This is a genomic window from Lichenicola cladoniae, from assembly GCF_013201075.1.
Taxonomy (GTDB): Bacteria; Pseudomonadota; Alphaproteobacteria; order Acetobacterales; family Acetobacteraceae; genus Lichenicola; species Lichenicola cladoniae.
Window position 1 is genome coordinate 4,117,109 of record NZ_CP053708.1, and the last position, 13,726, is coordinate 4,130,834.

At 65.7% G+C, this 13,726-nt stretch carries 12 protein-coding genes; 3 read left to right on the forward strand and 9 right to left on the reverse strand.

Annotation, left to right across the window (positions count from 1 at the left end; translation table 11 throughout):
- The first annotated feature begins 3 nt into the window (after positions 1–3).
- Positions 4–552, forward strand: coding sequence for a DUF2141 domain-containing protein (locus HN018_RS18610; protein ID WP_171835123.1), 549 nt, complete (start codon positions 4–6; stop codon positions 550–552).
- Here HN018_RS18610 and HN018_RS18615 read toward each other — a convergent pair.
- Positions 546–1,481 carry a metallophosphoesterase family protein gene (locus HN018_RS18615; protein WP_171835122.1) on the reverse strand — a complete coding sequence of 312 codons (936 nt, stop codon included), beginning with the start codon at positions 1,479–1,481 and terminating at the stop codon, positions 546–548. The genes HN018_RS18610 and HN018_RS18615 overlap by 7 nt on opposite strands.
- An 82-nt stretch (positions 1,482–1,563) precedes the next feature.
- On the opposite strand from HN018_RS18615, the gene HN018_RS18620 reads away from it, so the two are divergent.
- Together HN018_RS18620 and HN018_RS18625 are read left to right on the forward strand one after the other, a co-directional pair.
- Positions 1,564–2,610 (forward strand): diacylglycerol/lipid kinase family protein, encoded by a 1,047-nt coding sequence (locus HN018_RS18620; RefSeq protein ID WP_172443493.1) that lies wholly within the window; start codon positions 1,564–1,566, stop codon positions 2,608–2,610.
- Entirely contained in the window at positions 2,607–3,542 is a 936-nt protein-coding gene (locus HN018_RS18625) for a hypothetical protein (RefSeq protein ID WP_171835120.1), read from the forward strand. Before HN018_RS18620 ends, HN018_RS18625 begins: the two co-directional genes overlap by 4 nt.
- Here HN018_RS18625 and spt read toward each other — a convergent pair.
- The 8 genes from spt to guaA all read right to left on the reverse strand — a co-directional run bounded on the left by spt (position 3,522) and on the right by guaA (position 13,647).
- Entirely contained in the window at positions 3,522–4,778 is a 1,257-nt protein-coding gene (spt, locus tag HN018_RS18630) for a serine palmitoyltransferase (protein ID WP_171835119.1), read from the reverse strand. The two genes, HN018_RS18625 and spt, sit on opposite strands and share 21 nt — an antisense overlap.
- A 1-nt stretch (position 4,779) precedes the next feature.
- Positions 4,780–5,058, reverse strand: a complete 279-nt coding sequence (locus HN018_RS18635; protein WP_239478820.1) for an acyl carrier protein — start codon at positions 5,056–5,058, stop codon at positions 4,780–4,782.
- 114 nt (positions 5,059–5,172) lie between these two features.
- Positions 5,173–6,642 carry a hypothetical protein gene (locus HN018_RS18640; RefSeq protein WP_171835118.1) on the reverse strand — a complete coding sequence of 490 codons (1,470 nt, stop codon included), beginning with the start codon at positions 6,640–6,642 and terminating at the stop codon, positions 5,173–5,175.
- A complete protein-coding gene (locus HN018_RS18645) occupies positions 6,639–7,799 on the reverse strand; it encodes a hypothetical protein (protein WP_171835117.1) in 1,161 nt (386 codons plus the stop codon). Before HN018_RS18645 ends, HN018_RS18640 begins: the two co-directional genes overlap by 4 nt.
- Positions 7,784–8,680 (reverse strand): glucosamine inositolphosphorylceramide transferase family protein, encoded by an 897-nt coding sequence (locus HN018_RS18650; protein WP_204259576.1) that lies wholly within the window; start codon positions 8,678–8,680, stop codon positions 7,784–7,786. Before HN018_RS18650 ends, HN018_RS18645 begins: the two co-directional genes overlap by 16 nt.
- 36 nt (positions 8,681–8,716) lie before the next feature.
- The gene (locus HN018_RS18655) at positions 8,717–9,688 is read right to left on the reverse strand and encodes a fatty acid desaturase (RefSeq protein WP_239478821.1); all 972 of its coding nucleotides are present in this window, start codon (positions 9,686–9,688) and stop codon (positions 8,717–8,719) included.
- Positions 9,689–9,856: 168 nt separating this feature from the next.
- Entirely contained in the window at positions 9,857–11,782 is a 1,926-nt protein-coding gene (locus HN018_RS18660) for a ribonucleoside-diphosphate reductase subunit alpha (RefSeq protein WP_171835116.1), read from the reverse strand.
- Positions 11,783–12,075: 293 nt separating this feature from the next.
- Positions 12,076–13,647: a glutamine-hydrolyzing GMP synthase gene (gene guaA, locus HN018_RS18665; protein WP_171835115.1), complete on the reverse strand. Its 1,572-nt coding sequence runs from the start codon at positions 13,645–13,647 to the stop codon at positions 12,076–12,078.
- Positions 13,648–13,726 lie beyond the last annotated feature (79 nt).

The window sequence follows — 13,726 nt, forward strand, 5'->3', positions numbered from 1 at the left end:
GAGATGCCGCAAACCCTGGCGAATACGTTGTCCCGGCGAGCGACCCATCCTGCCCGGGATCATCTGCTCCCGGCGCTGATCGTTGCGTGCGGCCTGGCGGCGTCCAGCGTGGGCCTTCCCGGTTCGGCCTACGCTGCCGAAGAGACCGCAGTTGCCTGCCCGGCTGCGGCCGGCGGGGCGGCGGGTACGCAACTGCATATCGCGCTGACCGGGCTGCGGAACGACGACGGGACCGTTTCGGTGACGCTCTACGGCGAAAAGCCGGCAGCGTTCATGGCCCATAGAGGCTGGATCGCCCAGGCGCGGGTCACACCGGCAGGCCGGCAGGCGGAGGCGTGTTTCTTGGTGTCCGGCCCGGGGACCTATGCCGTTGCCGTCTATCACGACGCGAACAACAATCATCATTTCGACCGCACCTTTCTGGGCTTGCCGGCCGAGGGCTACGGCTTCTCGAACGACGCACCGACGCCGGTCGGGCCGCCGCCGTTCAGTGCCGCGAAGTTCGCCATACAGCCCGGCGGCACGGCGATCGCGATACACCTGCGCTACTGACCCGGGCCTGCTGGTCCGGCGCTATCGATCCGGAGCGTCCAACTGCCGGCTGCGCGGAACTGTCCGGATGACGGGTCGTAGCGCCGCGCCGTGGTGGTGAGCCGCCAGCCCGCTCCATCGCGCTCGACCCCATGCAGATGCCATCGCGCGAGTTCCGGCCGGGCCAGGCCGGCGGACGCGGATGGCAATCCGATGACCGGGATCGGTCCGGCCGGGCCTGGGAGAAACGCCAGGCGGGATACGTGGTGATGCCCGTGCAATACCAGCTCGGCGCCATGGCGTCGCAGCAGGCCGGCCAGGCCCGAGCGGTCGCGCAGCGCCTTGCGCCGGCCGCCCTCGCCGATCACCGGCGGATGGTGGATCAGGACGACGCGGAACAGGCCATCCCGTGCAGTCTGCTGCAGCCAGGCCCCCGCCTGTAGCAGCTGCTGCGGGCCGACGCGGCCGGAGGCGAGGAATAACGGCGTCGGCACGGCGGACGACAGGCAGATCAGCGCCAGCGGACCGCGGCGGCGCAGAAATGGGAATCGCGGCGCAGCCCCTGGACCGGGGTCGGCATCGCCACGCATCCAGGGTTCCCATTGCCCGATCCCATCCGGCCACGGTGCCGGCACCGTGCAGTCGTGGTTTCCCGGCACGACGGAGACGCGATCCGGCTCCCCAAGCCGCTCGAGCCAGCATCGTGCGGCGGCCATCTCCGCAGGTGCGGCCAGGTTGACCAGGTCGCCGGTGACCGCGAGATGATCCGGCGCCTGCGCTTCCAGGTCTGCCAGCAGCGCCTCGAGCGGAACCGTCGTCGAGATCAGGCGACGCTTGCGCCGCCATGATAGAAGGGCCAACTCCTGCTTTGGCCTGAGATGGAACAGCGGCGGCATCCTGCCGGGCAGCGGCAGATGCGGATCGGTGAGATGGGCAAGACTGAAGGTCACGTGCGGTTCGGCATGCAATGGTCTCCGGCCAAGGCGGGCTCGCTTCGGCAACGGCAGGGCTCGACGGAGCCACACCTCTAGCATGCCGGATGGAAGCATCGGCGGGTTCGAACCGATACGCTCGCAAGGGGACATTCCCCTCGCTCGACGCATCGGGGTCATCCGCAACCCGCGCAGTTTTGGCAATCGGCAGACAGCTGCCGCGGTCGAGCCAGGAGCTGCGCCCGGGGTCGTGCTGACGCAGCCGTCCGATCGCCAGTCCCTTCTCGACACGCTGCACGGGTTTGCCGCGTCCGGCATCGACCTCGTGGTGGTGAATGGCGGCGATGGAACATTGCGCGACGTGATGAGTGCGCTGCTCGCCGCGTATCCTGACATGCTGCCGGAACTGGCGATCCTGCGGGCCGGGAACACCAATCTTGCCGCGCGAGTGCTGGGCATCAACGGGAGCGGGCCGCAGGCGCTGGACCAGTTGATCGAAGCCGCACGAACCGGCCGCCTCCGACGCCAGCGCTGTGCGTTCCTGGAAGTCGCCTGGATCAACCAGCCATCGCGACCGCCATTGCGCGGCTTCTTCCTGGGCGCCGGCGCGTTTGCCGATGCCAAGCAGATCGCCGACCACCAGATCCACCGGCGCGGCGTGCACCAGGGAGCAGCCGTCGGCCTGACGCTGGCGACCACCATCCTGCGCGTGCTGACCGGTCGCGGGCCCATACACCGCGGCACGCCGATATCGACCGCCATCGACAATCGCCCGGCCCGCGACGGGCACAAGTTCCTGTTGCTGGTCACCACCCTGGACAGCCTGATGCTCGGTCTCTGGCCCTTCTGGGGTTCGAAATCCGACTCCGGCCGCCTTACCTGGCTCGAAATCGACGCGCCGCACCGTTTCCTGCCAGTGGCACTGCCCGCAATCGTCATCCGCCAGCTCCGTGACTGGATGCCGGGCCGGATCGCCCGGGCCGTGTCGGCGATCGCGTCGGGCTGGGGCTACCGATCCGGCCGCGCCACGCGTCTTGCCGTCAGGCTGGAGCGACCGTTCGTGCTGGATGGCGAGTTCTTCGAGCCCGGCCCCGAGGGCGTGCTGCTGACGTCGCCCGGACATGTGACGATCGTCATCCCGGATTGACCGGCGCCCTGGCATCGATCCTGTCGGTCGAGCTCGACCGGCCCGCACCGGAGGCGGTGCAAGCCCTGGTCGATGAAATCCTGCGATCCTCCGGCCCGGTCGCGGCAATCCTGTTCTATGGCTCGTGCCGGCGCAGCGACGATCCGTCCGGACTGTTCGACCTGTATGTGCTGCATGACGGCCATCGGCGCTTCCATCGCCGAATCGTGCCGGCGATCCTGAACCGGCTGCTGCCGCCCAACGTGGTGCTGGTCCGGACCAGGCTGGGTGACCACCAGGTTCGCGCCAAGGTGGCGATCCTGTCGCGCGGGCAGTTCGCCCGCCGGATGCGACCCGCGTCGATCGACACCACGCTCTGGGCGCGCTTCTGCCAGCCGGTGTCGCTGGTCCATGTGGCGGATGCGCCGACCCGCTCCTGGGTGGAAGCGACGCTGGCAGATGCGGCACGGACTGCTGCATCGTGGGCCGTGCGGTTCGGGCCGGATCGCGGCACCCCGGCGCAGTTCTGGCAGGTGCTGTTCGCCCGCACCTATGGCGCCGAGTTGCGTCCCGAGCGGACCAATCGCGGCGGGCTGATCTACGAGACGAACGCGGCTTGGTTCGACCGGGTCCTGGTCCAGTCGCTCCACGATCTCGGGCTGGATGCCTCGGACCACGAGGGGCGCCTGTGCCCGGCGATGAAGCGGCCACTTGGCCTGGAGCTGGACTGGGCCATCCGGCGCGTCCTGGGCCGTTCGCTCAACCTGCTGCGCCTGATCAAGGCGGCCTTTACGTTCGAGAATGGTGCGGACTACATCGTCTGGAAGATCGGGCGACATACCGGACGAACGCTCGATCTCAGCCCATGGCAGCGCCGGCACCCGCTCCTGTCGGCACCGCAGCTGCTCTGGCGGCTGCGGCGGGGAACCGGGTCAGTCGGCAGCAGCGTATAGCTGGTCGGTCACGCCCGGCACGACGCCCAGTTCCTGGCCGATGGCACTCATCGCGTCGATCGCCCGGTTGATCTGTTCGGTGCTGTGCGCGGTGCTCACGCTGGTGCGGAGCAGGGACTGGCTCGAGGGGGTTGCAGGCGGAAGCGCCAGGTTCACATAGATCCCCTGATCGAGAAGCATGTTCCAGAAGCGCACCGCGATCTCCGGATTGGCCAGCCGGATCGAGACGATCGGGCTGACCGTGGGGCCGAGCGCGAAGCCCGCCGAAGCCAGGCCGTGATGCAGATGTTCAGCATTCCGGCCGAGGCGATCGCGCAGCCCCGGCTGCTCCTCGATGATTTCTAGCGCGCGGGAGACGCCGGCAACCACCGACGGCGGCAACGACGCGCTGAACATGTAGGAACGGGAGGCCAGACGGAGCAGCTCGAAGTCCGGCACGTCGGACGCGCAGAAGCCGCCGACTCCGCCCAGGCTCTTGCTGAAGGTGCCGACGATGAACTCCACGTCGTCCTCGACGCCGGCGACCTCGATCAGGCCGCGGCCACGCTTGCCGAGCACGCCGAGCGAATGCGCCTCGTCGACCAGGAGGTAGGCGCCCATCTCCTTCTTGACGGCAACGAACTCACGCAGCGGCGCGATGTCGCCCAGCATGCTGTAGATGCCTTCGACGACGATCAGGTTCTGGCTCGGCGCGCCCAGGCTGGCGACGTCCGGATGCGGTTCCTGACGTTCCTTCAGCAGCTTCAGCCGGCGATAGAGGTCCTCGGGGTCGTTGTGGCGGAAGCGCGTCACCTGCGCGCCGCTGAGGCGTGCACCATCGTAGATGCTCGCATGGCTGTCGGCATCGAGCAGCAAGTTGTCGTCGCGATTGACCAGGGCGGAGAGGGTGCCGAGGTTGGCCTGGTAGCCGGTGGTGAACAGCATGGCCTGCCGGCGGCCGAGGAAGCTGGCGACCTGTGCCTCGAGTGCCGCATGGCCCCCATAGGTCCCGTTCGCGATCCGCGAACCGGTCGTGCCGGTTCCCTCGGTCTCCAGCGCGAGCACCGACCGGCTGATACAGCTCGGGTCGAACGTCAGGCCCAGGTAGTTGTTGGTTCCCAGCAGCATGACGGAGCGACCGTCGAGCCGCGCCTCGGTCGGAGACAGGATCTCGTCGAACGCGACCGTGAACGGGTTGCGACCGCCATCGCGCAGGCGTGCATAGGCCAGTTTAAGGCCGGCGTGTTTTCCCAGCATTCTATTCGAGCCCTGAAGGGGAGTGTGCAATCGGCTGCGTTTCCAACAACTTCGCCAGGTCGCCAACGGTTTCTACACCGGAGAGCCGGTCGATCGGAATGATTGTGTCAAACCGTGTCTCTAATTCCATGACGAAATCCATCACGGCCAGCGAGTCGAGCTTCAGGTCACGTGTGATGCTCGTCTCCTCGGTAATCGTTCCGGCGTAGGTCGGAGGCAGTACGTTCATCGACCTCAGGATGTCCGAGATCTGCTCGATAATGCCACTATCAACGGACACGCACGTTTCCTCCGCGGTTCGTCTTGTTACGCCGCATGTCCAGTTTACGTCGTTGCAATGGAAGAAGACAACAACGGGCCGGTATCCCGCGGTTCGTGTCGTCTGCAGCCCACGTCATGCGGGATCGCGTGCGGCGAGCAGAACGATACCGTCCGGGCCGGCCTGGACCGGCGTATAGAAGGGACCGACAATATCGATCAATGGATCATGCCCGAATTTCCGGAGCGCGTCCTCGTGAATGGACGATCCGGGCCTGTACTCGATCATTCCCAGTCGATGATGCTCCGTCATTGACTGGAACGCCGCGATGGACCCACCGGTCATGATGCTCTGGTTCAGGTTGAAGAAGTCGATCGTGAACGGCTTGTGCGCCCAGTAGCAGAGCGACAGCATCTCGCAGGCGGCCGGCCCGCTCGTCGCGGCAAGACGGGCGATCGTCGGTTGCCACAAGCGCTCCCGGGCATGGCGCGCTGCAATGTCGTCCCAGGCCCGCCCTATCTGCCACGGTGCCGTTACGATCAGTGGCAAAATCGCGAAAATCGCCAGGGCGCCCTGCCCGAACGCATGGTCGCGAATGTCGAACCCTGTGGAGGTGACCCGCGACACGGCGAGGCCGGTCATCAGGCAGAGCGCGATCAGGGTTTCGAAATGGGCGTTGTAGTAGACCCCCTCGCCCAGGCGCTGGACCGCGCCGGTCACCACGGCGATGAGAGTGAACAGTCCGGCGAACAGGACCGCCGGATCCCGCCTCCCCCGATCACGCCACAGGACAACCGCGATGATCCCCATCGGCAGCAGCGGCACCAGCCGGCCCAGCGCCTTGACCAGGCGCCAGAGCCGGAAAATCCGGTGGTGCCTGAGGACGTCGTCGAAAGCAGCGTGACCGTCCGCAAGCCGAGTCAACAGCAGTCCGGCGCCGAGCCCGGCCATCGCCGTCGCCACCCAGATCACTGCCGAACGCGGATGAAACCAGGCGAGCCACAGGGTCGCCGCCAGCGGAATCCCGACAAGGCTGTGCTTGACGAAACCGCCCGCCAGCACCAGCAAGGCCGCCATGACGACATCACGCGCCGGCAGTGTCCCTGACCTGTGGCCGCGCAGCAGCGTCGCCAGGCCGCCCAGCATCAGCGCATGGGCCAGCCATTGCGGGTCGTCCATCGCCAGGTATTCGCGAAAGAATGTTCCGGCGAACAACAGGAAGACGACCGAGCCGGTCAGTCCGCCACGCACGCTGCCGCCGAGATGCCTGATGCACAGGCCCAGCAGCCCAGCCGATGCCAGCAGCGACAGCAGCGCGACGATGCGCCCGGCCACGATCATGTCGCCGACGACGAAGCGGCCGAAGGCACCGACCAGATAGAAGGACAGCGGCGGGTAGTTGTTGAAGACCAGGCTATCCGAGCCCGGATAGAGTGGTCCTGTTTCCATGTTCGCGGCGCGGCTGTCGAAATACGCATTCCATCCCTCGTTGTAGTTGAGGGGGATGTGCCGCGGGATCGTCAGGATCGGTCCCAGCAGCAGGTACGCGACGAGCGCGCCCCCGGCGAGCAACAGCATGTCGAGCGAAGCCGGCGCGCGTCTCATCGATGTCCGGTCCTCATGAACGCCAGGATCGCATCGGCCGCCCGTTCCCCTGCCGGCTGCGCGGACATCGAGAAGGTATCCAGGGCCGCCTGTCGCTGAACCGCGGCAAATGCATCCGGACGCGTCATTGCGCGCTCGAGTGCCACCGGCAAGTCACCAATCGTCTCGATGACGTCTCCCAGCGCCCAGTGGCGGTAATCTGCAACGCCCTGCCAGTCGGTTCGGCGCGTGTTGAAGAAGATCGCCGGCCGGGGCCGCTGGATCCATTCATAGATCTGGCTGGATGCATCGCCGATATAGATATCTGCCGCCCGGACATAGCTCATGTCGATCGAACGGCGACTGCCCTTGTCCACCCGTATCATCGGGTGATGCAGGAAGCGGCGCGGCACGCCGGGGCGGTATCCCATCGTTCGATAGACCAGCGACGTATGCAGCAGCCGTTTGAACAGCATGACGTGCGGCGCGAAGATCAGGTTGAAGCGATCCTGCGACGCGAACCAGTCCAGGATGTCGATCCCGAGCGGATACCAGGATGACAACAACGGGTTGACGTGCGGATTATAGAGGACCGTCGGCTTGTCGTTATCGAACAGTCGCGGTTCCGGATCGCTATTGAAATGGTCGTATTTCGGATATCCCACGATGGCATGGCGATTTTCGGTGATCAGCCCGAGCGCCAACATCCGGTCGCGAACCTTGTCGCCGGATAGAAGCACCAGATCCATGTGCCGTGTCGCCGGCTGGAAACCAACTGCCCCGTCACCTGCCCCATGCGGTAGATAGATCAGCTTCGTCGATGTCAGGCCGTAACGGGTCTTCAGCAACGTGGACGTGGTTTCCGGAACCACGAGCGCGTCAAACCGCGCAAGAACGTCGAGGTTTTCCCGCAGGATCGCCAGCCGCCGGAACGGGGCGACGTGACGCAGGATGAGGTCCGCCGCGCGGCTGACCGGACCGATATCCAGCATTGTGAATTGCACGGTTGCGCCCGCGGGCAGGAGTGCCGTCGCCACGGCCCGTTGCTCGTCGCTGGATGTCAGTATCTCGATTTCGACGCCACGCGCGGCAAGTGCCGCCGCGATGGAGATCGTGTGCGGCACCTGATGGCTTGCGTCGTGGTTGTAGAGAAAGCCGATCCTCATCGGCTCCGCCATGTCCGCACGATGCCACGAAGCCGCCTCGTCTTTCCGGCAAGGGTCGCGTCCATGCGCTTCACGTCGATCAGCGTCACCGGGCCGGCTGTCGACAGGGTGTGGAAGCCATCCGTGAAAGGCGCCATCCACCCGGCCGCACCCACTCCGGTTCGGTCGTCTGCGATGAAGCTCGTCTCGTCGAGACGCGTGATCGACAATTCGCGGATCGCGCCGCCATAGGTCGACCGGCAATCCTGCACCGGCAGGATGATCATGCCATCCTGGTGCCTGGGCGTACCGCCAGGACGGGCGCTTCCCAGGTCGACGCGCACCGGGTTGCGCGGATGCAGGTGCCACGGTCCGGCCGGATGGCCGGCCCAGGCCACATGAAGATGGCCGCGCCTGCCGATCCTGCTGTGCGACGGCGAATAGAACAGCCACCACTTACCGTCATGGAAGAATGGCGTCGCATCGATGGCCGGTCCATCCAGCGGAATGTCGCAGAACGGCTCCCACTCCGACAGGCTGGCGCCGGCACGATAGAGGGTCAGCGTGCCCGACTTGTAAGCCTCCGGAAGCATCCAGGTTTCGCCGTCCGCCTCGAACACGACCGGATAGGAGAGATGCCAGGGCTTGCTGAGAATCGCGCTGCACTCGAGCAGGTTGAGGTCGCGATCGTACACCAGCAGGTCGATATGGCCGAGCCGGGTCTGGTAGTCGAATGCCTCCGCAAACACGTGCAGGCATCCATCGCGCCACAACCCGAACGGGTCGGCCCGGAAGCTGCCGGAGGGCATGTCCGGAAGCCAGACGATCGAGCCGGGATCGATGCCATCCCGGATGATCGCGCGGGCCGGCTGCTTCACGATGGCGCTGCGCCAGATATCCATCGGCCGCAGCATGTGCCGGGGGTTCCTAGGTCAGGCCAGCCGTAATGGTCAGGTCGGGAACGGCACCATCCGGCGCAGATCGGCATCCCACAGCGCATAGCTCGGAGCCCTGAAGGCGTCGCGCAGGGTCAGCACCGTCGCGACGTCGGTGACCGACGAACAATTGTCGTGGCAGTCCTGCAGCCGGTAGTTCGGAATGCCGGGACGGAGGTGATGGATATGATGGAGGCCGATATTCGCGCTGAACCATTGCAGCACGCGCGGCAGCTTCAGGTGCGATGCGCCATGCAGCGCAGCCTGGTTGTAGTTCCAGTCGGCCGTCTCCGACCACTGCGAGTCCTCGAACCGGTGCTGCACCGAAAACAGCCAGATCCCGATGATGGCCGCGAGCGCCAGCGCAGGCAGGTGGACCAGCATGACGGTCCTGAAGCCGAACACCAGCGAGAGCCCGACGAAGAAGGCGACGAGAGACAGGTTCAGCAACAGCACGCTGATACGCTCGCGCCGGCATGATGCGGGCGTATCGAACGGCAGCCGATACAGCACGATGAAGATCACCGGCGGCAAGACAAGATGGACCAGCGCCGGATGATGGGTCAGGCGGTAGATGCGCTTCTGCATCCGGCTCAGCGCCTGGTATTCCGTCACCGTGAGGCAATCGGAAAAGAAGTCGGCGGGGATGCCGCGGCCGTCCAGGTTGTTCCAGCTTCCATGATGACGCGCATGCAGCCGGCGCCAATAGGCGAACGGGGTCAGGGTGACGAGGCTGCACGCGGCGCCGACAATGGCGTTGAGCCGGTGCGAGCGGAACATCGAGTTGTGGCCGCAATCATGCTGGAACATGAAGATGCGGACGATCAGGCCACTGGTCGGTATGGCGAGCAGCAGGGTCAGCAGAACCGAGGACGGGCGCACGGCGTACATGACGACGATAAGTACCGCATATAATCCGAACGTGGAGAGGGTCTGCCAGGCCGCCTTGCCAACCGCAGGAGCCTGATAGGCCTTGAGACCTGCCAATTGAAGCTTGCTGGGAGCCGGTAGTACGTGCGCTTCGAGTACGGACAATCCGGTTCCAGCCTCTTGAGTTGGTGCCGGCCGTCAGGCGACCGAAGGAGACTGCTCCATAACAGGGGCATGAGCAACGTGCACGGCTTTCATCGCGATTTCTCCTTCCGGAGGCCCGCATTACTGGCAGGCGAGACATTCCTCGTAATCCGTCGAGCCTGACACACTGCGCACCGGCGGAAGCGCCGCCTCGTGGTCGAACGCGTCCGGCTTGTTCAGCATCTCGCTAACCGCATCGGCACGCTGGATCGACAGGCTGCGGCAGTAATACAGGCTCTTGAGGCCACGGCTCCAGGCCAGGAAGTGGATCTGGTGCAGGTCGCGCTTATGGATGTCGGCCGGCAGGAACAGGTTCACCGACTGGCTCTGGCACACGTATGGCGTGCGATCGGCCGCATGTTCGATGATCCAGCGCTGGTCGAGCTCGAACGCGGTCTTGTAGACGTCCTTTTCCTGCTGGGTCAGGAAGTCGAGCCGCTGCACGCTGCCCTTGTTCAGGGTGATCAAGGACCAGACCTCGTCGGTATCGTGCCCCTTCGCGGCCAGGAGCTTCTGCAGGTGCCGGTTACGGACCGTGAAGCTGCCCGAGAGCGTCTTCTGCAGGAACACGTTGGCGGCGATCGGCTCGATGCCCGGGCTGGTGGCGCCGGTGATGATCGAGATCGAGGCGGTCGGGGCGATGGCGATCTTGTGGGAGAAGCGCTCCATCACGCCGTAATCGGCCGCATCCGGGCAGGCGCCCTTCTCCTCGGCCAGCATGCGCGAGGCGGCATCCGCCTGGGTCCGGAGGTGCTGGAACATGCGCTTGTTCCACACCTTGGCGATGACGCTCTCGAACGGGACGTCGTTGGCCTGCAGGAAGGAGTGGAAGCCCATGACGCCGAGACCGACCGAACGCTCGCGCGCAGCGGCATACTTCGCCTTGGCCATCTCGTCCGGCGCGCGGTCGATGAAGTCCTGCAGGACGTTGTCGAGGAACCGCATGATGTCCTCGATGAACAGCGGATGGTCCTTCCAGTCGAACCACGTCTCCAGGTTGAGGGAGGACAGGCAACACACGGCAGTGCGCTGCTTGCCATACTGGTCGACGCCGGTCGGCAGGGTGATCTCGGCGCACAGGTTGGAGGTCTTTACCTCGAGGCCGGCCAGCTTGTGGTGCTCCGGACGCGCGTTGTTCACGTGGTCCGAGTAGATGATGTACGGCTCGCCCTGCTCCATCCGGGCAGTCAGGATCCTGATCCAGAGGCTGCGCGCCGACACCTTGCGGATGTGGCTGTGATCCTTCGGCGAGGTCAGCGCCCACTCCTCGTCCGCATCGACCGCCCGCATGAAGGCGTCGCTGACCAGTACGCCGTGATGCAGGTTCATCGCCTTGCGGTTCGGATCGCCGCCGGTGGGGCGGCGCATCTCGATGAACTCCTCGATCTCCGGATGCGACACCGGCAGATACACCGCCGCCGAGCCACGGCGCAGCGAACCCTGGCTGATCGCCAGCGTCAGGCTGTCCATCACCCGGATGAACGGGATCACGCCGGAAGTCTTGCCGTTGGCGCCGACATTCTCGCCGATCGAGCGCAGGTTGCCCCAGTAGGAGCCGATGCCGCCGCCCTTCGAGGCCAGCCAGACATTCTCGTTCCAGAGGCCGACGATGCCTTCGAGGCTGTCGGTGGCCTCGTTCAGGAAGCACGAGATCGGCAGGCCGCGCGACGTGCCGCCGTTCGAGAGGATCGGGGTCGCCGGCATGAACCAGTGCCGGGACATGTAGTCGTAGATGCGCTGGGCATGTGCCGCATCGTCGCCATAGAAGCTGGCGACGCGGGCAAACAGGTCCTGGTAGCTCTCGCCGGGCATCAAATAGCGATTATCCAGCGTCGCCTTGCCAAACTCGGTCAGCAAAGCGTCGCGCGACCGGTCGACACGAACCGGATGGTGACCCTCGAGCTGGACCACGTCGTCATCGAGCAGGCCCCGGCCATTCGTCTCATGGTCGCGCACCTCGACCTCGGTGACCGTCGACACGGTTTCTCCGGCTTCATGAAGGGTCATGCTGAGGTCTCCTGGATGGTCCCGGCCGGGATTGCCGGCCGTGGGAGTCGCCCGATCGTCAGCGGCTCCGCTCGCGCGCATTACGCTACATGTGGCGTTCGATTTCCAGGCGGCACACCATATTTATGTCTGGCCGGGTGCTACGACGCTACCTGCGGCGTGCGGCGATCGCTGCGACTTCAAGCCGCTAGGCCAAGATGTGCACGTGATCCACATGCGGTCGGCCGTGGGCGAATCGCGCGCTACGCCGGCTTGGAGACTCGACGGCGGCGTGCCGGCCGGAGGAGTAGACGCTACTCCCACTCGATCGTGCCGGGCGGCTTCGACGTGATGTCGTAAGTCACCCGGTTGACGCCGCGCACCTCGTTCACGATCCGGCCGGCGGTGCGGGTCAGGAATCCCATGTCGAACGGATAGACCTCGGCGGTCATGCCGTCGGTGCTGGTCACCGCCCGGAGCGCGCAGGCCCGGTCGTAGGTACGGCCGTCCCCCATGACGCCGACCGTGCGGACCGGCAGCAATACGGCGAACGCCTGCCAGATCGCGTCATAAAGTCCGGCGGCACGGATCTCCTCCAGGAAGATGGTGTCCACCTTGCGCAGCACGTCGAGCTTCTCGCGATCGATGTCGCCGGGGATGCGGATCGCCAGGCCGGGCCCAGGGAACGGGTGCCGTCCGACGATGCTTTCGGGGATTGCGAGCTCGCGGCCGAGCACCCTCACCTCGTCCTTGAACAGCTCGCGCAACGGCTCGACCAACTGCATTCGCATCGTCGCCGGCAGCCCGCCGACATTATGATGGCTCTTGATGGTCACCGAAGGGCCGCCGGTGAACGAGACGCTCTCGATGACGTCCGGATACAGGGTGCCCTGGGCCAGGAAGTCGGCACCGCCGAGAGTCTTGGCCTCCTCGTCGAACACCTCGATGAACAGGCGGCCGATGGTCTTGCGCTTGATCTCGGGGTCGGTCACCCCGGCTAGTGCGTCGATGAACAGGTCGCTGGCATCGCGGTGGATCAGGCGGATGTTGAAGCGGCCTCGGAACGTGGTGACCACCTCTTCCGCTTCGCCCGCGCGCAGCATGCCATGATCGACGAAGATACAGGTGAGCTGGTCGCCGATCGCCTCATGGATAAGAACCGCCGCGACCGAGCTGTCGACACCGCCGGAGAGGCCACAAATCACCCTGCCTTTGCCGACCTGGGCGCGGATCCGCTCGATCTCAAGATCGCGGAAACCGGCCATGGTCCAATTGCCGCGGCAGCCGGCGACGTCGTGGGTGAAGTTGCGCAGCAGAGCCGCGCCATGCGGGGTGTGCACAACTTCCGGGTGGAACTGCACGCCGTACAGGCGCCTGCCCTCATCGGCGATGATCGCGAACGGCGCGCCCGGGCTGACCGCGACCGCGCGGAAGCCAGGCGGCAGCCGGGTCACCCGGTCGCCATGGCTCATCCAGACCTGCTCGCGGGCGCCGCGCTGCCAGATGCCGCGCAATAAGGCGGAGTCTTCCAGCACCTCGACATGCGCCCGGCCGAACTCCTGATGCTCGTGGGTTTCGACCGCGCCGCCAAGCTGCGCGCACATCGCCTGCTGGCCATAGCAGATGCCCAGTACCGGCACGCCGAGGGCGAACACCTCGTTGGGAATACGCGGCGCGCCGGCATCGAGCACGCTGGCCGGACCGCCGGACAGGATGATACCGCGTGGTCCGAAGCCGGCAATCCGGGCCGGATCGGCGTTGAACGGCCAGATTTCACAATAGACCCCACTCTCCCGGACCCGCCGGGCGATGAGCTGGGTCACCTGGCTGCCGAAATCCAGGATCAGGATCCGGTCCTCGTGCAGAACGGTCTCGAGCTCGCTCATGATATTGGGCCTTGGCGGACGGACGGGTGCGCGGGATCGCATTAATGCTGGGGCTTGCTATACCGACCGTGCCGGCCAA